Genomic DNA, 21,966 nt, shown 5'->3' with positions numbered 1-21,966 from the left:
TGCGCGGTCCCGTCGGGCCTGCATCGGACCGCCGGACACGACGAGAACGTCCCGGCAACGCCAGAGGACGTTCAGGCCCTGAGCCTCGCGCGGGACCTGGTCACGACGCCTCGGCCGCCGCCTTGATGCGGCGGCCGAACGCGTCGGCGTCCTTGCGGGCGGCGCCGAGGGCGAGGCCGACGAGGAGCTTGCCGAGGCCGTGGCCCTCCAGGACGTTGAAGATCCTGACCCTGGTTCCGCCGTTCGGGAGGGGTTCGAGGTCGTAGCCGCCTTGGGCGGCCGTGACGGTGTTCTTCGAGATCTCGGCCCAGCGGATCCGGTGCGGTGCGTCGAACTCGGTGATGCGGAACTCGCGCGCCGTCTTCATCCCGGCGTCCTTCACCGTGCTGCGGAAGACGGTGCCCACGGCCGTCGGTGTGTCGGGGACGCGCTCGATCTTCTGCACCCGGGGGCTGAACTTCGGGTCGTTGCGGCCGTCGGCGAGGAACGCGAAGACCTCGTCGATGGGACGGTTCACGTCCGTCGTCGCCTCGAACTGTCCGGACATGAGACCACTCCCTGGTGTGTTCGCCGTCTGCCGGCGAGCGTACGGGAGGGGGTCACGCACCGCACTCCGACCGGGCCGGACGGTCAGCGGGGCGTCCACCGGACGCGCGGCGGGCGCACCGCGGCACAGAGCGGCATGCCGCAGGCGTCGGTCAGACCGAGCCGTCCTTCGGCGGAGCCTCGCTCCATGGCCCGGGCGGGGAGGTCGTCGAGGAAGAGCTTGGCCCGGCGGAACATCGTGAACGCTCCCCCCGGCGGCACCTCGCCCCACGTGAGGTAGAGGAAGCGGGCGCCGCGCCGGCCCTGGACGTACGGCCCGCGGAAGTCCCGCGTCCCGTCCGGCGCGAGCAGCGTCTCGACCGTGAACTCCCACACCGCTTCGGCGGCGTCCGCCGGCACCGCGCCCTCCGGCTCGCGCCCGCGCTGGACCGCGACATGCACGTTGCTGTGGTCGCCGCAGCTGCGTCCGGGCAGGTCGCTGCCGACGATGCGCAGGGAGAGCGCCGTCCTGTCACTCACTCCGAGTCCACCTCGTCGCCGCCCTGTGGTGTCGTCATCGGCTCTCGGCCTCCCGCGCACACCGTAGGGCGCGGCTGTCGGCGTGCTGCGGGATGTGAGGCTGCCCGGACCCTGCGGGCGAGAGGGCGGGGAGGTGTACCCACTCCTCGCCACTCTCAACTTATAGCGCACAGGGGGGCTTGCGGCAAGGCCCCGGTGGTGCCGCACAATCGCCCATCTAAGCCAGCGACCTGCGGACATAGGAGATTCACCCAGTGCGTGTGACCGCCCTGACCACCAGTGCGTTCGACCTTCCCGGCCACCTCTCCGCCAAGGCCGTCCCGGCGCTGATCGGCCGCGACGAGCAGCACTTCGTGGCGATCGCGGAGAGCCTGGAGCAGACGATCGCCGAACTGTCCGAGCGCCTCGACGCCACACGGAAGGCGCCCGGCGGCGTCGGCCGCGAGGCGATGGACCGGGACGCGGAGATCCACCGGCTGAGCAACCGCCTGCGCACCCTGCGCCGCTTCGGCCTCGACCTGTGCCTCGGGCACGTCGTCGCCGCCGACGACCCGGAGCCCGTGTACATCGGACGGCTCGGCCTCACCGACAGCGAGGGGCGCCGGCTGCTGCTCGACTGGCGCTCCCCCGCGGCCGCGCCGTTCTTCGCGGCCACGCACGCCGACCCGATGGGCCTGACGAGCCGCCGCAGGTACCGCTGGACCCGCGGCCGGATCAGCGACTACTGGGACGAGGTGTTCACGGCCGACGGACTCGAAGGGCACGCCGCGCTCGACGACCAGTCCGCCTTCATCGCCAGCCTGGGCGCCACGCGGTCGCCCCGGATGCGCGACGTGCTCGCCACCATCCAGGCGGACCAGGACGCCATCATCCGGGCGGGGTCGCGCGGCGCGCTCGTCGTCGACGGCGGCCCCGGTACGGGCAAGACGGTCGTCGCCCTCCACCGCACCGCGCACCTCCTCTACTCCGACCCGCGTCTCGGTCATCGCCGCGGCGGCGTGCTGTTCGTCGGGCCCCACCAGCCCTACCTCGCCTACGTGGAGGACGTGCTCCCCAGTCTCGGCGAGGAGGGTGTGCAGACCTGCACCGTGCGGGACCTCGTCGCGGAGGGCGCCGGGGCGCCGGCCGAGGCCGACCCGGAGGCGGCCCGCCTGAAGTCGTCCGCGGACATGGTGCGGGCGATCGAGAAGGCCGTCGCGTTCTACGAGGAGCCGCCCGCGGAGGGCATGAACGTCACGACCGACTGGGCCGACTTCTGGCTGAGCGCCGAGGACTGGGCCGAGGCGTTCGCGGCGCCGGAGCCGGGCACCCCGCACAACGAGGCACGCGACCTGATCTGGGAGGAGCTGACCACGATCCTGCTGGGCAAGTTCGACGGGGACGTCGAGCCCGAGGTGTTCCAGAGGTCGCTGCGCAACGACCGGGAACTGGCCGACACGCTCCATGGCGCGTGGCCGCTTCTCGAACCGGCCGACCTCGTCGGGGATCTCTGGTCGGTCCCCGCCTACCTGCGCATGTGCGCCCCGTGGCTCGGTCCGGACGACGTGCGGAAACTGCGGCGCGCGGACGCCCAGGCCTGGACGGTGTCCGACCTGCCGCTGCTGGACGCGGCGCGGCAGCGCCTCGGGGACCCGGAGGCGGCACGCCGCAAGCGGCAGCACCGGGCCGCCGTCTCCGCCGAGCGCGAGCGGATGGCCCGGGTGATCGACGAGATCATCACGACCGCCGACATCGACCAGGCCGGCGACGAGAGCGAGGGCGCCGTGCGGATGCTGCGCGGGAAGGACCTCCAGGACAGCCTGATCGACGAGACCGCCCTGCCCGGCACCGACCGGGACCTCCTCGCGGGTCCGTTCGCGCACATCGTCGTGGACGAGGCGCAGGAACTGACCGACGCGGAGTGGCAGATGCTGCTCCTGCGCTGCCCGTCCCGGAGCTTCACCATCGTCGGCGACCGTGCGCAGGCCCGGCACGGGTTCACGGAGTCGTGGGAGGAGCGGCTGGAGCGGGTCGGGTTCGACCGGATCGAGGTGGCCTCCCTCGGCATCAACTACCGCACGCCCGAGGAGGTCATGGCGGAGGCCGAGCCGGCGATCCGGGCCGCGCTTCCGGACGCCAACGTGCCGGCCTCCGTCCGCAGCAGCGGCGTGCCCGTCGTCCACGGATCGGTCGCCGAGCGCGACGCGATCCTCGACGAGTGGCTGGCCGGGCATGCCGAAGGGACCGCCTGCGTCATCGGCGACCCCGCGTTCCGGGAGACGTCCCGCGTCCGTTCGCTGACGCCCGGGCTGTCGAAGGGTCTCGAGTTCGACCTGGTCGTCCTCGTCGACCCGGAGGCGTTCGGCACGGGCATCGAGGGAGCGGTCGACCGCTATGTCGCGATGACCCGGGCGACGCAGCGGCTGGTCGTCCTGACGGGCTCCTGACCCGGGGGTGACGGACGAGGGCGCCGGTCCCGTGGTGTGCGGGGCCGGCGCCCCTCCGTGGTGGCACTGCCTCTGGCCTGCGCGGATCCTCGCGTGATCCCTCGCACAGACCGACCGGTAGGCGTGCGGCGGCGTGCTAGCGTCCGCGAGCGTGACTTCCGCCCTCGGCGGGCCCCGGCCCGCATCTCCGACGGGTCCGGCCAGCCCCTGCCCGTACGGTGGCGGGACCGGCTCCGCGCCCGCGCCGAGTACGCCGCGCGACCGGGTCGGTCCCGTCGACCGGATCGAGCTGCTCGACCTGTTCGGCGAGGAGTTCGTCGCCGATCCCCACCCCTGGCTGGACGCGCTGCGGACCGGGGCCCCGGTCCATCACGATGCCGCCACCGGGCTGTGGCTGGTCAGCCGGTACGAGGACATCCGCCGGGTGCTGCTCGATCCGGAGGCGTTCCGGCCGGACAACGCCCAGCACGCGGTCACTCCGCTGACCGTTCCGGCGCTGCGGCTGCTCGCCCGCGCGGGGTTCCGGCTGCGGCCCGCCCTGGCCAACAACGCGACCGAAAGCCACGCCGGACTGCGCCGTGTGGTGACGAGGTTCTTCAACGCCCAGCGGGTCGCCGCGGCGGTGCCGGTGATCGAGCGGGTGGCCGGCGAACTGCTCGACAGCGTACGGGCGGAGCTCGACGCGCAAGGTTCCGGCGACCTCTTCGGCACGTTCGCGCACACCCTGCCCTGCCGGGTCATGATGGAGCTCCTGGGGATCGACGATCTGGACCCCGTGACCCTGGTGCGCTGGAGCGACGCCTCGCTGGAGCTCTTCTACGGTCGGCCGACTCCGGAGCGGCAGGTCGAACTCGCCGCGCTCGTGGGCGAGTTCCACCAGTGGCTGACGTCGGTCGTCGTCGACCGGAAGGCAGCGCCGGACAGCTTCGTCGGGGCGCTCGCCCGTCACCGTCTGCCCGACGGCGAGGCGGTGGACGTGCACACGGCGGTCGGCGCGTGCTTCTTCGTCTTCATCGCCGGTCAGTCCACCACCGGCCAGCTCATCGCGACGGTCCTGCGCAGCGCGCTCGCCGAACCCGGCCTGTGGCGGCGTGTGGCACACGAGGAGGGGCTGGCCGAGGCGTGGGTCGAGGAGGTGCTGCGCCGCGAGCCGCCCGTGACGACGTGGCGCCGGCTGACGGCGGCTCCGGTGGAGCTGGGCGGCGTACGGCTCGACGCCGGCGCCGAGTTGCTGCTGATGCTCATGGGCAGCGGCTCCGACACGGAGGTCTTCGACGCCCCGGACCGGCTGCTCCCCTCGCGGGCCAACGTCCGCCACCATCTGTCGTTCGGGGCGGGCCGTCACCGCTGCCCGGGCGCGTCCCTCGCGCGTACGGAAGCGGCGGTGGCCCTCAAGGCGGCGGCCGGCCGTCTCCCCGGTCTCCGGCTCACCCCCGGTGCGCCGCCTCCGCCCGTCCTGGACCTGCTCTCGTTCCGCGCACCGCTGGAGGTGCGGGTGAGTGACGCCCTGTCCGCCGGAGTCTGAGGCGGTCGGACACCGGGGCCCGGCGGTCAGGCGGGCAGCCGGGCGCAGCGGCGGCAGGCGCGGGCCGAGGAGGCCGTCAGGGCGTGGGAGGCCGCGGCGAGGGTGCACGCCAGGGCGATCAGGGGCCATTGAGCGGTCATGAAGGACGCGACGGCGAGTGAGAGGGCGGCAAGGGCCATGGACACCGTGGCCGTCGTGCCGGTCCAGGCGACCAGGAGCGGGAGTCGCTTCGGGGTGGGCAGTCGGCGGGCGAGCGTACCCGTGGCCGCCAGCGCGCTCGCGGCGAGCAGGGCGGCGGCGCCCGCGACGACGGCCAGCAGCTGAGCCGTGCGGGGCAGCAGAGCGTCCTGACCGGTCCCTGTGGTGACGAGGGTGTACCAGCAGGCGAGGAGCAGCGGGGCCACGAGGACGACGGAGCGGGCGGTGTGGCGGGCCTGGGCGATCGTCAGTTCGCGCTGGCAGGAGGGTGCGAGTTCGGCGGGCGTTCCGAACTCCCGTACCGCCTCGCGGACCGCTTCCGCGTAGGGCGTGCCCTCACGGGTGTACGCCTCCGTGGCGTCGGTCAGCCCGTCGCGCACCTCATCGACGAGACGCGCCGTGATGCGGCGCGGACCGTGCAGGGCGCTCCGCAGCTCCGCGGCGTACGCGTCGATCGGATCCCGGGAGGCCTTCGGGTCCCTCGGGTCCCGGGAGGCCTTCGGGTCCGCGGTGTTCGCCGCATCCCTGCGCGCCCTCATGTCGCGGGCCTGGGCGGGGCGGCGGGATTGAGGACCGAGCCGATCGCCGCCGTGAACTCGCGCCAGGCCGCCCGCTCCCCCGCGAGCGCTCCGCGCCCGGCGTCGGTGAGTTCGTAGCAGCGTCGGCGCCGTTCGCCGACCGCGTCCCAGCTGCTGCTCAGCAGCCCGACGCGCTCCAGCCGGTTGAGCGCCGGGTAGATCGTGCCCGTGCGCAGATCGAGCACGCCTCCGCTGCGCTGCTGGACCGCCGTGATGATCGCGTACCCGTGCAGCGGCCCCGGCTCCAGCACGGCCAGCAGCAGTCCGTCGAGGTGCCCTCGCACCGCATCCGCCCTCATAGGTAGGCAGCCTACTCAATGAAGCCGTAGGCATGCTATCTATTGGCAGCCAACATATAGCTCATCGGCTGGAGGGGCCCGCAGTGACCAAGCTGCTGCTGTCCATACACGTACTCGCGGCGATTCTGGTGATCGGGCCGATCACCGTGGCCGCCTCGCTCTTCCCCCGCTACGCACGGCAGGCCTCCCCGGTCGCCGCGCTGTTGCACCGGATCTGCCGGGGTTATGCCGTCGCGGGCGTCGCCGTCCCGGTTTTCGGAATCGCCACGGCGATCCAGCTCGGCGTCCTCACCGACGCCTGGCTGCTCACTTCTCTGGTGCTGACCGCGATCGCCGCCGCCGTCCTGATCCTCGCGATCCTCCCCGGCCAAGGGCGCATGCTGGACGGGGCCGGGACCGCCGGGGGTGACGAGGGTGGCGACGACACGGCCTCGCGTGCGACGGCGTCGCGGCTGGCCATGCTCACGGGCGTCTTCAACGTGCTGTGGGCGGTCGTCGTGGTCCTCATGATCGTCCGGCCCGGCTCGACGACGGGGGCGTGAGGACCGTGCGTGTCCTTCGTGTCGCCGCCGCCGCGGAGGCGGCCTCCCTGGTGGCCCTCCTGGTCAACCTGCTCACCGTGCACGCGCCCGCGGTCTCGTCGCTCCTCGGACCGCTGCACGGGACCGCCTACCTGGTCACGATCGCGGCGGCCTGGCCGGCACCCGGCGCCGCCGCGTCGGGCGCCCGATGGCTCGCCGTCGTCCCCGGGGCCGGCGGACTGCTCGCGCTCCGCCGGCTCCGGAGCGGCCGCCAAGGCGCCCGGACCTCCTGACGGGTCGTGGAGGCCGGTGGCCGACCTCAGACCGGTTTGCGCCACACGGAGATGTGCTTCGTGGAGTCCTGGACGAACGGCGCCCCGTCCCAGTCCGCGACGCGGCGTTCCAGCTCGAGCCCGGCGATCCGTGCCATCAGGTCGAGCTCCGCCGGCCAGGCGTACCGGTGCCGGGAGTTGCCGCGACGGAAGCGGCCGTCGTCACCGTCAGCCGTGAAGTGGTGCGAGACGAGAATCTGCTCGACCAGGTCGAAGGCGTCGAAGCCGAGATGCCGCTCGGAGACGTCGAACGGCACCGCGACCTGGCCGGGCGGCAGGGACCTCAGCGGCGGCACGCCCAGCTCGATGACGAATCGGCCGCCGGGCCGCAGATGACGTGCGGCGTTGCGGAAGCACTCGACCTGCTCGTCCTGCGTGAGCAGGTTCGTGATGGTGTTGTAGACGAGATAGACCAGGGCGAACTCGCCCGGGACGACGGTGGTGGCCATGTCCCCGATGGTCACCGGGAGCACGCTCTCGTCGGTCTTGCGCCGCAGCACCGCCGCCATGTGCTCGGACAGTTCGATGCCCACGACCGGCACGCCGCGCTCCCGGAGCGGGACCCCCACTCGCCCGGTTCCGATGGCGAACTCCAGTGCCCGGCCGTCTCCGGCGAGCTCGGCGAGGAAGGCGAGAGTCGGTCCGAGAGCGGCGGCCGAGGACATCTCGGCCTCCTCGGCGTCGTAGCGGTCGGCGGTCGCGCGGGTCCACAGTTCGCTGCTCGTCACGACCGGCCACTCTGCCGGGTGCCGAGGTGGCTGTCGACTTGATTTCGTCGGGCGTTCTCGGCCGGGGGCATGGTGTTGGCTGGCATCCGACACCATGCCCCGCGTCCGTACGAGGAGTCGACATGTCCCCCGCCGACCAGCCATCCCCGGAGCCGAATCCCCGCCCGGGCACGCCCCACCGCAACGCGCAGCCTCCGACCGCCCAGGCCTCGCTCGGCGCCGGTGTCGTGGTGACCGACGACGCCGGACGGGTACTCCTGGGGCTGCATCCCAGCGGGGCGTGGGAGCTGCCCGGCGGGAAGGTCGATCCGGGAGAGTCCATCGAGTCGGCGGCGGTGCGTGAACTCGCCGAGGAGACCACCCTCGTGGCCGACCCGGCCGATGTCGAGGTCATCGGGATCCTGCTGGACTCGCTGACCTCGACGGAGCTCACCCGGCTGACGGCTGTGGCGGTCGTACGGGCCTTCAGCGGCACCCCGGCCGTGGCGGAGCCGGACAAGATCCGGCGCTGGGAGTGGACTCCGCTCGACCGGCTCCCCCAGCCGCTGTTCACGCCCTCCGCCCAGGCGCTCAGGACGTGGCGCCCCGAACTGCCCATCGAGGAAGGGCCGTTCCACCGCTATCGCGTGGTGCAGCGCCGCTGACGGATCACACCTCGGCCACCAGCGCGTACCGCTCGTCGTCCACCCGCTTGCCCCACAGGTCGTCGTCCGCGTCCCCGTCGAGGGGTTCGACGCGGAGGCGGGCGACGAGCGGGCGGACGGCCGCGGCCAGGTCCTCGGCGCCGATGCCGCCGTGCCATGGCAGGGCCTCGGCCCCGGCGACGTACGGGACGCCGCTCTGCCCGGACTCCCGCCAGCGCCCCTCGACGAGGACCAGCCTGCCGCCCGGCCGCAGGCGCCTCACCCAGCCGCGCAGCGCGGCCTCGGGGTCGGGCAGGGTCCACAGCAGATGCCGGGACAGTACGACGTCGAACCGCTCGTCCCCGGTCGGCGGCGCCATCGCGTCACCGGACAGGAAGCGGCCGCCGAGGCCGGCGGCCGCGAGCTTCGCCCGCGCCTGTTCCACCATCCTCGGCGCCAGGTCGACGCCCGTCACCCGATGCCCCTGGGCGGCGAGGAGCCGCGAGAGGGAACCGGTGCCGCACCCGATGTCGAGGACGTCGGCCGACGCGGTCGGCATCCAGGCGTCGAGGCGCCGGGACCAGGCCTCGCGGGTGCGGTCGTCGCGCAGTCCGTGGTCGGGTTCGTCGTCGAAGGCCGGGGCGGCGGAGTCCCAGTAGGCGGCGATGGTCTCGGTGCGGTAGGTCATCCGACGATCTTGGCATCGGGCACTGACAGCGGGCCGGGAGCCGCGTTCGCGCGCGACGAGGCCACCCCGCCGCACCTAGTCGCGAAATTGAATAGGTACGGTGTTGAATATCGTCGACGCGTGCCGCTGAGGGCACGCCGCACGGAGGAGCAAGAGGCCCATGCACACCGGCCCGTACACGCGTTACGTCGCCCTGGGCGACAGTCAGACCGAAGGTCTCGGGGACGGTGACGACACGACCGGCCTCCGTGGCTGCGCCGACCGGCTCGCGGAGCTGATGGCGGCGAGCAGCCCCGGGCTGGCCTACGCCAATCTGGCTGTACGGGGCCGTCTCGCGGGTCAGGTCCACGCCGAACAGCTCGGGCCGGCGCTGGCGCTGCGGCCGGACGTGGCCACCGTGGTCGCCGGGATGAACGACCTGCTCCGCCCCCGGTTCGACGCGGACGAGGTGGCCGGTCATCTGGAGGCGATGTTCGCCCGGCTCACCGCCGAGGGCGCGCGGGTGGCGACGGTGACGTTCCCGGACACGGGGCGGGTCATCCCGCTCGCCCGGCCGCTCGGCTCACGCGTCCTCGCGCTCAACGAGCGCATCCGTGAGGCGGCGGCGCGGCACGGCGTCGCGGTCGCCGAGACCTTCCACCATCCGGTGGTGACGGACCCCCGGCTGTGGAGCGCGGACCGGCTGCACGCGAGTCCGCTCGGTCACGAGCGGATCGCGGCGGCGGTGGCGCACGCCCTTGGGATTCCCGGGAGCGACGACGCCTGGACCCGTCCGCTGCCCGAGCGTCCGGGCCCCGCGCCGTCCGTCCCGCGCAGGGCGCTCGACGAGGCGCGGTGGGTCGCGGGCTTCCTCGGCCCGTGGCTCGGAAGGCGCCTGCGCGGCCGCTCCTCGGGGGAGGGCCGCACGGCGAAGCGTCCCGAGCTGGTGCCGGTGCCGGCCGGGTGAGGGACGGGGCGGGCCGTACCGCTCACTCGGCGCCGGACGGCGTCAGGAGTCCGAGCGGTCGGCGTCCTTCGCCGCCTTCTCGGCCTGCTTCTCCTTGATGCGGACCGCTTCCTTGCGGACCTCCGCCTGCGTGGCGCGCTCCTTCTGGAGCCACTCGGGGTCGTCCGCCTTCAGCGTCTCGATCTGCTCGGTGGTGAGGGCCTCCGTGATGCCGCCACGGGCGAGGCCGGAGATGGAGATGCCGAGCTTCGCCGCGATCACCGGACGCGGGTGGGGGCCGGTGCGCCGGAGCTCGCGGAGCCACTCGGGCGGATCGGTCTGGAGGGCGTTCAGCTCGGTGCGCGAGACGACACCCTCCCGGAACTCGGCGGGGGTGGCCTCGAGGTACACACCCAGCTTCTTCGCCGCGGTCGCGGGCTTCATCGTCTGGGTGGTCTGGTGCGACGTCATGGTGTCAAGGGTATCGAGCGTGTGAGCTACCTCTGACCACGACCGGTAACCTGGCGGAGTGACTGGCCAGGAAGAACCCTCCTCGTTCCGGCTCGCGTACGTACCGGGAGTGACGCCCACGAAGTGGGTGCGGGTCTGGAACGAGCGCCTGCCGGACGTCCCGCTGACCCTCGTCCAGGTGCCCGCCGCCGAGGCGGACGACCTGCTGCGGACCGGAGGCGCCGACGCCGGGCTCGTGCGGATGCCGGTCGACCGTACGGAGCTCAGCGCGATCCCCCTGTACACCGAGACGACCGTGGTCGTGGTTCCGAAGGACCATGTGGTCGCGGCGGTCGAGGAGGTGTCGCCCGGGGAGCTGGCGGACGAGATCCTGCTGCACCCGCTCGACGACACCCTCGACTGGGAGCGTCCGCCGGGGCGGCCGGCGCTCGAGCGCCCGGCGACGACGGCCGACGCGATCGAGCTGGTCGCGGCGGGTGTGGGTCTGCTCGTGGTCCCGCAGTCGCTCGCGCGCCTTCACCACCGCAAGGACCTCACCTACCGGCCGCTGTCGGACACCCCCGAGTCGCGGGTCGCGCTCTCCTGGCCGCAGGCCGAGCCGACCCCGGACCTGGTGGAGGAGTTCATCGGGATCGTCCGCGGGCGGACGGTCAACAGCACGCGGGGCCGCGCCGCGACACCGCCACAGGCGAAGGCCAAGGCGAAGGCGAAGCGTCCGGAGAAGAGCGGGCGGCCGGCGGACAAGAGCCCCCGAGCCGGTTCCGGCGGTGCGAAGGGCGCCAAGGGTTCGAAGAGCGTCAAGCGCGGCGGCAAGCCCGGCAAGCCCCGCCGCAGGCCGTAGCGGTCCACCGCGCGTCGGCGGACATGACATCCGCGCGTTCCGGTGATGGACAGCGGAACACGGCGGATGATCTTCTGGCGGGATGACCGACGACACGCACGCGTACGCCCGGCGGAACGTCCTCCGGGGCGCCGCCATCGGCACGGCCTTACCGTTTCTGCCGACAACGGCCCACGCCCGCACCCCCTCCCCCGCCACCTCCACCACGGCGGGCGCCGAGGCCCCCGCGCACGGTTCGGCCTCGCTGCGGTGGCTGGGCACGTCCGGCTGGCGGATCGACGTCGGCGGGCGGACGGTGCTCTTCGACCCGTATCTCACCCGCTTCAGGACCGGGCTCTTCGACGGGGGCTTCGACCCGGCCACGCGGATCGCGGCGACCGACCCCACCCTCGTACGGGAGTACGCCGGCCGCCCGGAGCTGATTCTCGTCAGCCACTCCCACTGGGACCACATCGCCGACGTCCCTCACCTCGCCAGAACCACCGGCGCCCGGGTGGTGGGAACCGAGACGACCTTCCATCTGCTGGTGGCGTTCGGTGTCGACCCGCTCCAGATCTCCGTGGTCAAGGGCGGCGAGGTTCTCGACTTCGGCGGCGGCCTCACCGTGGAGGTGGTGGCGAGCCTCCACAGCCGTAACAAGAAGCACTCGTACTTCGCGCCGGGGACGCTCACGGCGCCGCCCGCCGCCGCCCCGGCGACCATCTCCGACCTGCCCGAGGGCGACACGCTCTCCTTCCAGGTCACGGCCGGCTCCGATGGGCCCGCCCTGTTCCTCATGGGCGCGAGCGACTTCGCCGAGCGGGCGGCCGCGGGGCTGCGGCCCGACGTGGCGATGGTCGCGGTCCCGTCCAGCACCGCGACCCACCGGTACGCCCCCCGGCTGCTGCGGACCCTGGGGTACCCGCCGGTGGTCGTCCCGGTCCACTGGGACAACTTCGAGACGCCGCTGCGCGGGCCCGTGGTACCCGACCCGACGATGGACCTGTCCGGGCTGATCGGCCAGGTCCACAAGGAGTCGCCCGCGAGCCGTGTCGTCGTCCCCGACTACCGGACCGTGTACGGCGGTGACATGCGGCCCCGCCGCTGACGCACCGTCGCCCCCGGCGGGTGGCCGGGGGCGACGGCGGTCGGCGTACGTGCGCGTACGGAGAGGGTCACACGGGGATCACCAGGCGACCGGCAGACGTTCGGGGATGCGCTTCATGAAGCGGGTGCGCCAGACGAGCTGGTCGAGCGGCACCGCGAGGTGCAGGTCGGGCATCCGGTCGAGCAGGATCTCCAGGGCGATCTCGGTGTGCCGCTTTCCGAGCGCGGTGGCCGGGCAGTAGTGACCGCCGCCGCCGAAGGAGAGGTGGGTGCCGGCGTTCGGCCGGTCGATGTCCACGCTGTGCGGGTCGGGGAAGACCGCCGGGTCGGTGTTGGCGGCCTCCACGAGGACGAGGAGGAGTTCCCCCTTCCGTACGTCGACGTCCCCGAGCGTGACGTCCTCCAGGGCGAGGCGCGGAAGGCCGTCGGCGATGGACAGGTTGACCCGGAGCAGCTCGTCGACGGCGGCGGGGATGCGTTCCGGCTCCTTGCGGAGCCGCTCCCAGACGTCGGGGTTCTGGAGCAGGGAGAAGAGGGCCATGGTGAGGAAGCCCATGGTGGAGATCATGCCCGCGCCGAAGAAGGTGACGCCGACCGTGGCGAGCATCTCGTCGGTCAGATGGGCGTAGTCGGGATTCCCGCGCAGGGCGGCGAGTTCGGCCATGAGGCCGGTGGTCGCCGGGTCGTCGAGGCGCTCGATCATGTAGGCGATGTCACGGTCCCAGTTGAGCCGGGCGCCGGTGACGGGGCAGGCCGAGTTCATGAACGCGATGTCCAGGCTGGCGGCGAGGCGCGGTGCGTCGGACTCGGGTATGCCGAGGATCCTGCAGTGCAGGTGTTCCGCGTACGGGCTGGTGAACCGGGAGCGGAGGTCCACCGGCGGTCCGTAGGCGAGGAGTTCGTCGACGAGCTCGGAGGCGTGGCGGCGCATCCAGTCGGTGAGGCCGTCGTTCTTGGGGTTGATGGCCTTGAGGACGGCCTTGCGGAGTCCCGCGCCGGTGATGTTCCCCATGTTGTTGACCACCTCGGGCGGGATGGTCAGTGCGTACTGCCGGGGCACTCCGGGGGCGGAGGTGTCCTTGAGCGAGAACCTCGGGTCTTCGAGGACCTGCTTGCAGAGCGCATAGGAGGAAACCAGCCAGGCCTCGTCGCCGGCGATCGTACGGACCCGTTTGACCGGCTCGGCGCGCAGGGACTCGATCTCCGGCGGCAGGCGGTCGCCGCGGGCGGAGAAGGGGAAGTCGATCAGCGTCTCAGTGGTCATCGTGGTCTCCGAGGATCGCGGTGACGATGGCGTGGCCCTGGTTGCGGGAGGCGCGCAGTCCGGAGCCCCGTGAGTAGAGGAGTTCGGCCATCGGCAGGAGCTGGTGGTAGCAGTTGAGCGAGGAGGGGACACCGAGGATCGCGGGGGTGTCCAGAAAGAGCGGTGCCTCGGCGCAGATGTACTGGAGACAGACCTCGCGCTGGCGGGCGGTGGGTGTCTGTCCTTCGAGGACCTTGGAGGAGAGGAAGGCCGAGACGAGCATGTCGCACGTGGCGAGGAACTCGGCGTCGGTGGCGAGCAGGTCGTCCAGGTGTTTGCGCAGGTGCCGGTAGGCGGGGATGTCGAGGAGCGCCGACATGGGGCGTCCTCGGAGCCGTTCGCCGCCGGGGTCGGTGGCGGCGACGGCGTTGTTGACCTTGGCGCGTACGCCGCGGAGGTTCTTGACCGTCTTGCGGCGGGCCTCGTCCGGCGGGTAGCCGAGGGCCTCGTACATGTCGGCGACGTGCAGGTCGGTGTAGATGAGGTCGACCTGCTCGAAGTTGCGGAGTCCCCAGGCGGCGAGGTCGGCCACCCGCTGGGCGGAGAAGTAGCCGTTGCCCGGGGAGATGCCGACGACCGCGTGGGCGCCTTCGGTGTGGATCACTTGGCAGTGCTGCGTGTACGGCTGGACCTTGAAGCTGTCGGTCGCTGTCGTCAAGTGAAGAGATGTCCTTCGTCGCCGCTAGTCCCGTGGGGGCCGTGTGCCCCTGGTGTGGCGGCGACGGCATGAAGTTACCGGCGATCTCCGGAGAGTGACGATTCTGATCGAGACGTGACCTGAAGTCGTCTGTACATGGCGGGAAATGGCGCACCACTTCGAGTTGGAGCGGTGCATTCCGGCCAAAATCTCGATGGGTCCGTCGCCGCGAGCGGCCTCGCCATGAGGAGCCGAGGCCGCTCGCCCGGTCATGCCGTCACGCGGAGCCGGTGGGGCGTCACGCGGAGCCGGTGGGGACCCGGTTGAAGACCCGTCCGCCGAGGTCGATGCCGGCTATGGCTCCGCTCGCGTCACGGGAGAAGAAGCCTCGCTGTCCCTCCAGTCCACCGGCGGTGACGATGAACTCGTCGCCGTCGCCCGGCAGCAGGCCCATGGCGGCGGGCTCGTAGTCCGCGGGCATCTCGAATTCCGCCGACTCCCGGATCTCGGGTTTGATCGCAGCCGCGAGGGTCAGTTCCGTGCCGTCGGTGGCGACGGTGAGGGTCATGGCCTCGTTCTCGTACGCCCCGGCGAGTGTCCGTGCCCGCCCCGCGTCGTACGGCAGCGGCTGCGGGTCCTCGTCCACGACGCCGAGGTAGTGCTCCAGGGCCCAGCGGACGACCGACCGGTTGCAGGGGATGCCGTCCGGGCCGGCGTTGGACATGGCGACGACGGCGAAGTTCCGCTCGGGCACGAGCACCAGCTCGACGAACTGGCCGTTGACCGAGCCGCCGTGCTCGATCGTGCGGACGCCGCCCGCCTCGCGCAGGAACCAGCAGACGCCGAAGCCGTCGCCGAGGTTGCTGCCGCGCAGCTCGACCGTCCGCTGCCTCATCCCGTGCAGCAACTCCGCCGGCAGCAGGCGCTCACCGCTCTCCGTGAGACCGTCACCGAGGTGGAACCGCGCCCAGGCGAGGACGTCCGAGGCGGAGGTCGCGAGGCCCCCGCCGGGGTTGTTGGCCCGGGTGAGCTTCCACTCCCTCGCCACGGCCGGGTTGCCGTGCTCGTCGATGTTGTGGCCCACGGCGAACCGCCTGGTCATGACCTCGCCGGTGCCGAAGAAGCTGTTCGGGAGACCCAGCGGCTCGATCAGGAGCGAGGCGACGGCCCGCTCGTACGTCAGACCTGTGACGTTCTCCAGGACCCGGCCGAGGAGGTTGAACCCCGCCTGGCTGTAGGAGGCCCTGGCGCCGGGCTCACCGATGAACGGGAGGTCCGCCATCTTCTCGACGAAGGCGGCGAGGGCGTCGTCGCCGTCTCCGGTGTCGACGATGAGGTTCCAGTCGAGGCCCGAGGTGTGGTTGAGCAGGTTGAGGACGGTGATCTCGTCCGCCGCCTTCTCGTCGGCGAGGACGAGTTCGGGGACGTAGCGGCGTACGGGCGCGTCCAGGTCGACGCGGCCGTCGGCCACCAGCCGCATGAGCGCGGTCGCGGTGAAGGTCTTCGTCGCCGAGCCCACGAGGAAGAGGGTGTCCTCGTCGACCGGGAGCGGGTTCTCGATGCTGGTCACGCCGTGGCCGGCGAAGGTCTCGCGGCCGTCCGCCCAGACGCCCACGCTGACACCGGGGATCTTGTGCACGGTGGCCGTGCGGGTGACGAACTCGGCCAGCTCGGACGGCTCGGCCTGGGACTGCTCGGTGCGGTGCGCACTCATGGGAGGTTCTCCTGATCGGGTGTCGTCGTTCTCGATGACCACGACGATGCCCGGATGTCCTGACAGCCGGCGGCTCGCACACTGACGGGCGCCGACAGCGGATGTCAGCGCCCGTCAGGACTGGGGCCGGCGACCGTCAGGGCACGGGCCGGCGACCGTCAGGCCATGGGTCAGCGCCCGATCTCGGCGGCCGGGCCCATGACGATGACCGGTTCCTTGGCCGGGTCGAGGGCGCGCAGGAGGTCGCGCATGACGTCCTCGGTCAGGGAGATGCAGGCCTGGGTGGGCCCGCCGTGGTCGACGTGGACCCAGACGCCGCCGCCGCGGTCCTCGCCGAGCGGCCGCTCCCTGTTCAGGGGCGTCGTTCCGGGGACGCGGTTGTAGTCGATGGCGACCACGTAGTCGAACGAGCCCTCCAGGGGTTCGCCGAGGAAACCGGTGCCCGGGGAGACGAACTGCTCGTCCTGGTCGTACGGGAGCTTCGAGCCGGGGTCGGGCAGTCGTCCGCCCGCGTCCCCGAGCCGGAACACACCGATCGGGGTACGCAGGTCGCCGGCCCAGTGGTCGTCCGTCCAGCCGCGCAGGGCGTTGTGGGCGGCCCAGGGGCCGCCCGTGCGCTGCCATCGCCCTGCGGCGTCGCGTTCGTAGAGCACGGCCGTGGCCTTGCTGGTGTCCAGGGACCCGCCCGTGACGACGAACGCCTGCTTCGTACCGTCCGGGATCTGCGCCAGCATCGCCGGTCCGACACCGGGCGGCCCGGCGGGTCCCTTCGGCTCGGCCACGGCGGCCCCGGGCGCACCGAGGGCGCCGGGGGCACCAGGAGCTCCGGGGGCGGCGGAGCCACCGCGTCCGGCCACGGGTGTCCCGGGGGACACGGCTGCTTCGGGCGACCGGGGCGTGGTGGCCGGACCCGCGTTCTTCGACGCGGCACGCGCTCCCGGCGCGGCGGCCGGAGCGGGTTCTTCCGCCGACACCTTCATGTAGCCGATGACCGCGAGTGTCGCGCAGATCGCGGCGGCCACCACGCGCGGGCCGGTGCGGACGTTCCTGACAGGCATGGGGCAGCATCCTCCGACGCTGGGGACGGCAATGCCGCCATACCTACCCGATCCGCGTCCGCGCCTGTCGGATGAACGGTGTACTCACCCGACCGGGGCAGAGCGGACGGCGTGTCACGGCCCACCGTCACCTGAAAGCCCGTCAGGAGAGTGCTTCACCCCGGAGACCCGCCCCCGGCGTGTCGTCGGGCGCCCCGGCAGCGTCGGCGCCGCCGGCGGCCCGGAGTTCATGATCCCGAGTCAGGCGGTGGCAGCGGGGGTTTCGTCGAGTTCCCAGGCGTGGCGCTTGAAGTCACGGACGAAGTCGGGGTGGTCCTCCCAGTTGCGAGCCACTCGGCGCAGGACGTCCCAGTTGTGCTCCAGGGCCTGGTCGATGATGTGACGGAGCGCCGGGTCGGCCGCCGCCCGCTGGTCGGCGAGGCCCTTGACCGCCGCGGCCGCCTTCACGGTGCCGAGGAGGGCCCGCAGCGCGCGGGAGGTGTCGTCCATGCCGAAGCCGTGGTCGCTGCCGTTCTCGGGGTCGAACAGCGGCCGGAGACGGTCCTCGATGAACGCGGTGATCCGCTCGAAGTGCTGGACGTCCATCGGGTTCTCCCTGTCCTGCCGTCGCCCCGCGGGGCGACGGCCTGTTTCGCGTGCTTCTGTGGTCCGCGCGGTGGTGCGTCCGCGCCCGCCGATTATCCCGCCTCCGCTACGGAAGGGACGGCGGGGCCGTCCGTACACCGTCCCAGAGGGCGTACGCCGGTGCCGCGCCCTCGGTGCGGTCGCCGGGCACGTCCCAGACCTGGACGGTGGGCCGGGTGGTGCCGGTGAGCTGGGCCCAGCCCGGGTCTCCGGTGGCGGCGAAGGCGGTCCAGGCGTGGACCATCCGCCGGGAGAGGGCCCGGTCGTCGGCGTCGGCGGAGCCGCCGGTCAGGAAGTCGACTCCGGTGGCGTCGAGGGTGCCGAAGGCGAAGGGCACGTCGGCCGCGTGCCAGGCGTGCACCGGGCTGCCGTCGGGGCGGGTACGGCGCCGGTCGAAGCGGGACAGGAACGTGCGGCCCGCCCCGGCGCGGGCGTGGGCCTCGGCGAGGCGGACGGTGGGCACGGAGAAGACCGCGTCGCCCGCGAGGGCCAGGAAGACGTCGAGTACAGGCGCGTCGGGCATGAGGGCGCGGTAGGCCGTGACGAGGGTTGGGGGAAGACCGTAGTCGGCTGCGAACCGGGCGAGGCCGTCGTCGGTGGTGACCGTCGGCATACTGCCGACCTGGTGCATCAGCCAGTACTCCTCGGTGGTGTGGCAGACGAGGAGGTCGACCGGGTGGGCCGCGCCGTCCGCGGTCGGGGCCTCGACCGGGTCCCGGGTCAGCAGCACACCGTCGAGGACGGGGCCGTAGAGGACGGTGTCGTAGTGGAGGTACCCCGACGCGGGATCGCCCGCGTACCGCGCCGCCACCCGGTCCGAGGCTTCGACGAGGGCCTGCGGGGTCGCGGCGAGCAGGCCGTCGGCGGTGGGGGCGACGCCCGCGGCGTCGGCCACCTCGCGGGCCAGGCGCTCGGCGAACTCCGGCGGGAGGAAGGCGTCGGGGACGCTGTGGACGATGGCGCGGCGGAAGAGCCCGTCGGCCCGTCCGCTGCTCATGAGGCAGGCGATCGATCCGCCGCCCGCGGACTGTCCGGCCACCGTGACGTCGTCCGGGTCGCCGCCGAAGGCCGCGATGTTGTCGCGCACCCACTCCAGTGCGGCGATCTGGTCGAGCAGTCCGCGGTTGTCGGGGAAGCCGGGCACGTGCCCGAAGCCTTCGAAACCGAGCCGGTAGTTGCAGCTCACCACGACCGTGCCGGCGCGGGCCAGGGCGGATCCGTCGTAGTCCGGCTGGGCCGAGGAACCGAAGGTGTAGGCGCCGCCGTGGATCCAGAAAAGGACGGGCAGCGGCTTCGAAGCCCCGTCCGGTGCCCAGACGTTGAGCGTGAGGACGTCGTCGTCGCCCGGACGCCAGACCGGGGAGCCGGGCAGCTCCGCCGACTGCGGGGCGACCGCGCCGAACCCGGTGCAGTCCCGCACCTCGTCCCACGCCTCCGCGGGCCTCGGTGCCCGGAATCGCCCGGCGCCGAACGGCGGTGCGGCGTACGGGATGCCCAGCGTGGTCCGCAGCCCGTCGGCGACCGTGCCGCGCACAGGTCCTCGCTGCGTCACGACGGTGTGGTCGGCGGTGCCCGCACGCACAGGTGGATCTCCCTCTCGACACCGTCGGCCTCTCCGCGCGGCAGCCCACGCTGACACGCGCCCCGGGGGCCGGACAAGCGATTAAAGATCTTGGGCGAGGCCCTGCGGGGTGTGCGCCGCGGTGCCGTCCCCCTCCAGGGGCTGTTCGGCCCAGATGACCTTGCCCTCGGCCGTGTAGCGGGTCCCCCAGCGCCGCGTGAACTGGGAGATCAGGAACAGCCCCCGGCCGCCCTCGTCGGTGGTGCGCGCGTGGCGCAGGTGCGGCGAGGTGCTGCTGGCGTCGAAGACCTCGCAGATCAGCGTGCGTTCGAGGATGAGCCGGAGCCGGATGGGTCCGGTGGCGTGCCGGATGGCGTTGGTGACGAGTTCGCTGACGACGAGTTCGGTGGTGAAGGCGAGCTCGTCCAGGCCCCAGGCGGTGAGCTGACGGGCGGCCATCACCCGGGCGCGGGCGACGACGGCCGGATCGGCGGGCAGCTCCCAGACGGCGACCTGACCGGCCGCAAGACCGCGGGTCCGGACGAGGAGGAGGGCGGCGTCGTCGGTGTACGGCCTGCTGGGGGCCAGCTCGTCGACGATGGCGCGGCAGAGTTCGTCGAGCGGCAGGTCACGGGATTCCAGGACGCGGCGCAGCCCTTCCTTGCCCGCGCCCGGGGCGGCGATGATCCCGTCGGTGTAGAAGGCCAGGACGCTGCCCTCCGCCAGCGGCAGCTCCACGGACTCGAAGGGGAGCCCGCCGACGCCGAGCGCCGGTCCGGGCGGCAGTGCGGGGAAGGTGACCGTGCCGTCGGGCGCCAGGACGGCAGGCGCGAGGTGGCCGGCGCTCGCGATGTCGCAGTGCAGGCCGACCGGATCGTAGACGGCGTAGATGCAGCTGGCGCCGACGCCCGCGGGGGTCGCCGCGCCGCCCAGTTCGCCTTCTGAGCCCTCCCGGGTGACCTGGAGGACGAGGTCGTCGAGATGGGCCAGGAGTTCCTCGGGCGCGAGGTCCAGATCGGCGAGGGTCCGTACGGCGGTGCGGAGCTGGCCCATCGTGGCGGCCGCCTCGATCCCGTGGCCGACGACCTCGCCGACGACGAGGGCGACCCTGGCACCCGACAGGGGGATGACGTCGAACCAGTCGCCGCCGAGGCCGGACAGTTCGTCGGCCGGCCGGTAGAAGGAGGCCGCGTCGACGGCCTCCTGCGTGGGAACGCCGTGCGGCAGCAGGCTGCGCTGGAGTACGAGGGCCGCGGCGCGCTCGCGGGTGTAGCGGCGGGCGTTGTCCAGGCAGACGGCCGCACGCGCCACGAGCTCCTCGGCGAGCCGCAGGTCGTCCTCGTCGAACGCCTCGTCCTGCCGGGCCCGGAAGAACGTGGCCACGCCCAGCGTGACGCCCCGGGCGAGGATCGGCACGACGATCGCCGTGTGCGGTTCGGGCTCGGCGGCCGCCGATGCCGCCATGGGTCCGGCGCCTGTGGCTTCGGCGCCTGTGGGTCCCGCGCCTGTGGGTCCGGTGCCCGTGGGTCCGGCGCCCGTCGGCCCGGAGTCGTTGGTCTCGCCGTCGGTGGGCTCGCCGTCGGCGGGGGGCTCCGCGTCCGGCGGCTCCTCGGCCGGGGGCCGGTGCACCGGGAGGGCCGCGTCCCGTGTCGCGGCGTCCAGGTGCGCGGCGCGCCAGGAGCGGCCGTGGGCCAGGGAGCGGATCTGGGGTGAGGAGGGGAGGTATCCGCACGGCTCCCCCGGCTCCACCATGATCAGGATCCCGCCGGGAACGGTCTGCACCCCGGCACGCATGAGCTGCACGGACGTGGCACCGCCCGTGGGTCCCGGAGCCGGCTCCGCGCCTCGGACGACGGTGTCCAGCAGGTCCACGGCGACGAAGTCCGCCAGGCCTGGCACCGCCACGTCGGCCAGGTCCTGGGCGGTGCCGACCACGTCCAGGCTGCGGCCGATGCGCTCGCTGGCCAGGGCCATCAGGGCGAGGCGCAGCCGGGCCCGGTAGCGGTCGGTGATGTCGACGACCGCGTAACAGACGCCGAGGACACGGCCGTTGTCGTCGTCCAGCCGGACGAAGGACATGGCGTGGGCGTGGTCCCGGCCCGGGTGGGACCGGGGGCGGCCCACGAGCTCGTACCCGAGGACGGGTTCACCGGTCGCGAGGACCTGGCGCATCTTCGATTCCACGAGGTCGGCGTTCATCCCGGGCTGGATCTCCGCCAAGCGCCTGCCGCGCCGCTCCTCGACGGTGCCGCCGCCGAACTGTTCGAGAGCGGTGTTCGACCACACGCACCGCAGCTCGGTGTCGACCAGACAGAATCCGACGGGCATCCGGGTGACCATCCGCTCCAGCAGGGCGGGGCCCATGGTCCACTGCCGGGACGGGGCCGCTCCCACGGCGACGACGAGCCAACGGGCCGTGCCCGCCTCGCCGGGAAGCGGCAGCACGGTGACGTCCACGGCGATCGTTCGGCCGTCCCGGTGACGTGCGAGCAGGACCCCCGACCAGCCGCCGTCCCGGGCCGACGCCTCCAGGATGCCGGGGAGCCGGTCCGCCTCGTCCGCCGCGAGCAGCGCGCCGACGCGCCTGCCGCCCAGCTCCGCCGCGGGGTAGCCCAGCAGCTGCTCGGCCGCGTACGGGCGGCCGACGACCGCTCCGTGCTCGTCGAAGAGGAGGACGACGGAGTCGGCGACGCCGAACACCGCCTCGTGCGCGGTGCTGTCTGTGCCCTCAGGTCTCCCCACGGCCGTCGGCTCCGTTTCTCC

General features: G+C 72.9%; 22 protein-coding genes. 8 read left to right on the top strand and 14 right to left on the bottom strand.

Going from position 1 to position 21,966, the window contains the following annotated elements; all coding sequences use genetic code 11:
* Positions 1–100: 100 nt before the first annotated feature.
* Together ACFVGW_RS09890 and ACFVGW_RS09885 are read right to left on the bottom strand one after the other, a co-directional pair.
* Positions 101–547 carry an SRPBCC family protein gene (locus ACFVGW_RS09890; protein ID WP_383224444.1) on the bottom strand — a complete coding sequence of 149 codons (447 nt, stop codon included), beginning with the start codon at positions 545–547 and terminating at the stop codon, positions 101–103.
* A gap of 83 nt (positions 548–630) precedes the next feature.
* On the bottom strand, positions 631–1,065 hold the full coding sequence (locus tag ACFVGW_RS09885) for a DUF5990 family protein (protein ID WP_385851550.1): 435 nt from the start codon (positions 1,063–1,065) through the stop codon (positions 631–633).
* A gap of 260 nt (positions 1,066–1,325) precedes the next feature.
* On the opposite strand from ACFVGW_RS09885, the gene helR reads away from it, so the two are divergent.
* Complete coding sequence (gene helR / locus ACFVGW_RS09880) at positions 1,326–3,491, top strand: RNA polymerase recycling motor ATPase HelR (protein ID WP_385851715.1); 2,166 nt, start codon at positions 1,326–1,328, stop codon at positions 3,489–3,491.
* Positions 3,492–3,642: 151 nt separating this feature from the next.
* Positions 3,643–5,016: a cytochrome P450 gene (locus ACFVGW_RS09875; RefSeq protein WP_385851549.1), complete on the top strand. Its 1,374-nt coding sequence runs from the start codon at positions 3,643–3,645 to the stop codon at positions 5,014–5,016.
* 26 nt (positions 5,017–5,042) lie between these two features.
* On the opposite strand, the gene ACFVGW_RS09870 is transcribed toward ACFVGW_RS09875, so the two are convergent.
* Positions 5,043–5,753: a permease prefix domain 1-containing protein gene (locus tag ACFVGW_RS09870; protein ID WP_385851548.1), complete on the bottom strand. Its 711-nt coding sequence runs from the start codon at positions 5,751–5,753 to the stop codon at positions 5,043–5,045.
* The gene (locus ACFVGW_RS09865; RefSeq protein WP_352190084.1) at positions 5,750–6,091 is read right to left on the bottom strand and encodes a helix-turn-helix transcriptional regulator; all 342 of its coding nucleotides are present in this window, start codon (positions 6,089–6,091) and stop codon (positions 5,750–5,752) included. Before ACFVGW_RS09865 ends, ACFVGW_RS09870 begins: the two co-directional genes overlap by 4 nt.
* A gap of 83 nt (positions 6,092–6,174) precedes the next feature.
* Here ACFVGW_RS09865 and ACFVGW_RS09860 point away from each other — a divergent pair, with 83 nt between their 5' ends.
* Together ACFVGW_RS09860 and ACFVGW_RS09855 are read left to right on the top strand one after the other, a co-directional pair.
* Complete coding sequence (locus ACFVGW_RS09860) at positions 6,175–6,633, top strand: DUF2269 family protein (RefSeq protein WP_385851547.1); 459 nt, start codon at positions 6,175–6,177, stop codon at positions 6,631–6,633.
* Positions 6,634–6,638: 5 nt separating this feature from the next.
* Positions 6,639–6,905 carry a hypothetical protein gene (locus tag ACFVGW_RS09855; protein WP_385851546.1) on the top strand — a complete coding sequence of 89 codons (267 nt, stop codon included), beginning with the start codon at positions 6,639–6,641 and terminating at the stop codon, positions 6,903–6,905.
* A gap of 26 nt (positions 6,906–6,931) precedes the next feature.
* On the opposite strand, the gene ACFVGW_RS09850 is transcribed toward ACFVGW_RS09855, so the two are convergent.
* On the bottom strand, positions 6,932–7,672 hold the full coding sequence (locus ACFVGW_RS09850) for a class I SAM-dependent DNA methyltransferase (protein ID WP_385851545.1): 741 nt from the start codon (positions 7,670–7,672) through the stop codon (positions 6,932–6,934).
* Positions 7,673–7,794: 122 nt separating this feature from the next.
* On the opposite strand from ACFVGW_RS09850, the gene ACFVGW_RS09845 reads away from it, so the two are divergent.
* Complete coding sequence (locus ACFVGW_RS09845) at positions 7,795–8,316, top strand: NUDIX hydrolase (RefSeq protein ID WP_385851544.1); 522 nt, start codon at positions 7,795–7,797, stop codon at positions 8,314–8,316.
* A 4-nt stretch (positions 8,317–8,320) separates the two neighbouring features.
* Here ACFVGW_RS09845 and ACFVGW_RS09840 read toward each other — a convergent pair whose 3' ends face one another.
* The gene (locus tag ACFVGW_RS09840; protein WP_385851543.1) at positions 8,321–8,983 is read right to left on the bottom strand and encodes a class I SAM-dependent methyltransferase; all 663 of its coding nucleotides are present in this window, start codon (positions 8,981–8,983) and stop codon (positions 8,321–8,323) included.
* A 160-nt stretch (positions 8,984–9,143) separates the two neighbouring features.
* On the opposite strand from ACFVGW_RS09840, the gene ACFVGW_RS09835 reads away from it, so the two are divergent.
* The gene (locus ACFVGW_RS09835; protein WP_385851542.1) at positions 9,144–9,929 is read left to right on the top strand and encodes an SGNH/GDSL hydrolase family protein; all 786 of its coding nucleotides are present in this window, start codon (positions 9,144–9,146) and stop codon (positions 9,927–9,929) included.
* 42 nt (positions 9,930–9,971) lie between these two features.
* Here ACFVGW_RS09835 and ACFVGW_RS09830 read toward each other — a convergent pair whose 3' ends face one another.
* Positions 9,972–10,379 carry a DUF5997 family protein gene (locus tag ACFVGW_RS09830; protein WP_385851541.1) on the bottom strand — a complete coding sequence of 136 codons (408 nt, stop codon included), beginning with the start codon at positions 10,377–10,379 and terminating at the stop codon, positions 9,972–9,974.
* Positions 10,380–10,437: 58 nt separating this feature from the next.
* Between ACFVGW_RS09830 and ACFVGW_RS09825 the strand changes: the two genes are divergently transcribed.
* Together ACFVGW_RS09825 and ACFVGW_RS09820 are read left to right on the top strand one after the other, a co-directional pair.
* Entirely contained in the window at positions 10,438–11,220 is a 783-nt protein-coding gene (locus ACFVGW_RS09825) for a LysR family transcriptional regulator substrate-binding protein (protein ID WP_385851540.1), read from the top strand.
* A gap of 82 nt (positions 11,221–11,302) precedes the next feature.
* Positions 11,303–12,307 (top strand): MBL fold metallo-hydrolase, encoded by a 1,005-nt coding sequence (locus ACFVGW_RS09820; protein ID WP_385851539.1) that lies wholly within the window; start codon positions 11,303–11,305, stop codon positions 12,305–12,307.
* A 78-nt stretch (positions 12,308–12,385) separates the two neighbouring features.
* Here the strand turns inward: ACFVGW_RS09820 and ACFVGW_RS09815 are convergent, their stop codons facing one another.
* From ACFVGW_RS09815 to ACFVGW_RS09785, 7 genes are all read right to left on the bottom strand, one after another.
* Entirely contained in the window at positions 12,386–13,570 is a 1,185-nt protein-coding gene (locus tag ACFVGW_RS09815) for a cytochrome P450 (RefSeq protein WP_385851538.1), read from the bottom strand.
* Positions 13,560–14,267, bottom strand: a complete 708-nt coding sequence (locus tag ACFVGW_RS09810) for a tRNA-dependent cyclodipeptide synthase (RefSeq protein ID WP_385851537.1) — start codon at positions 14,265–14,267, stop codon at positions 13,560–13,562. Before ACFVGW_RS09810 ends, ACFVGW_RS09815 begins: the two co-directional genes overlap by 11 nt.
* Positions 14,268–14,544: 277 nt before the next feature.
* The gene (locus tag ACFVGW_RS09805) at positions 14,545–15,960 is read right to left on the bottom strand and encodes a serine hydrolase domain-containing protein (protein ID WP_385851536.1); all 1,416 of its coding nucleotides are present in this window, start codon (positions 15,958–15,960) and stop codon (positions 14,545–14,547) included.
* Positions 15,961–16,130: 170 nt separating this feature from the next.
* Positions 16,131–17,018 (bottom strand): hypothetical protein, encoded by an 888-nt coding sequence (locus ACFVGW_RS09800; RefSeq protein WP_385851535.1) that lies wholly within the window; start codon positions 17,016–17,018, stop codon positions 16,131–16,133.
* A 240-nt stretch (positions 17,019–17,258) separates the two neighbouring features.
* Entirely contained in the window at positions 17,259–17,603 is a 345-nt protein-coding gene (locus ACFVGW_RS09795; RefSeq protein ID WP_352190070.1) for a hypothetical protein, read from the bottom strand.
* Positions 17,604–17,709: 106 nt separating this feature from the next.
* Positions 17,710–19,224: a carboxylesterase/lipase family protein gene (locus ACFVGW_RS09790; protein ID WP_385851534.1), complete on the bottom strand. Its 1,515-nt coding sequence runs from the start codon at positions 19,222–19,224 to the stop codon at positions 17,710–17,712.
* Between the two features lie 81 nt (positions 19,225–19,305).
* Positions 19,306–21,945, bottom strand: coding sequence for a SpoIIE family protein phosphatase (locus tag ACFVGW_RS09785; RefSeq protein WP_385851533.1), 2,640 nt, complete (start codon positions 21,943–21,945; stop codon positions 19,306–19,308).
* Positions 21,946–21,966: the final 21 nt, after the last annotated feature.

Origin of the sequence: Streptomyces sp. NPDC127129, from assembly GCF_042671585.1 — a bacterium.
Lineage (GTDB): Bacteria > Actinomycetota > Actinomycetes > Streptomycetales > Streptomycetaceae > Streptomyces.
The sequence above is the reverse complement of the archived record's forward strand: the minus strand, read 5'-3'. Positions and strand labels throughout refer to the sequence as shown.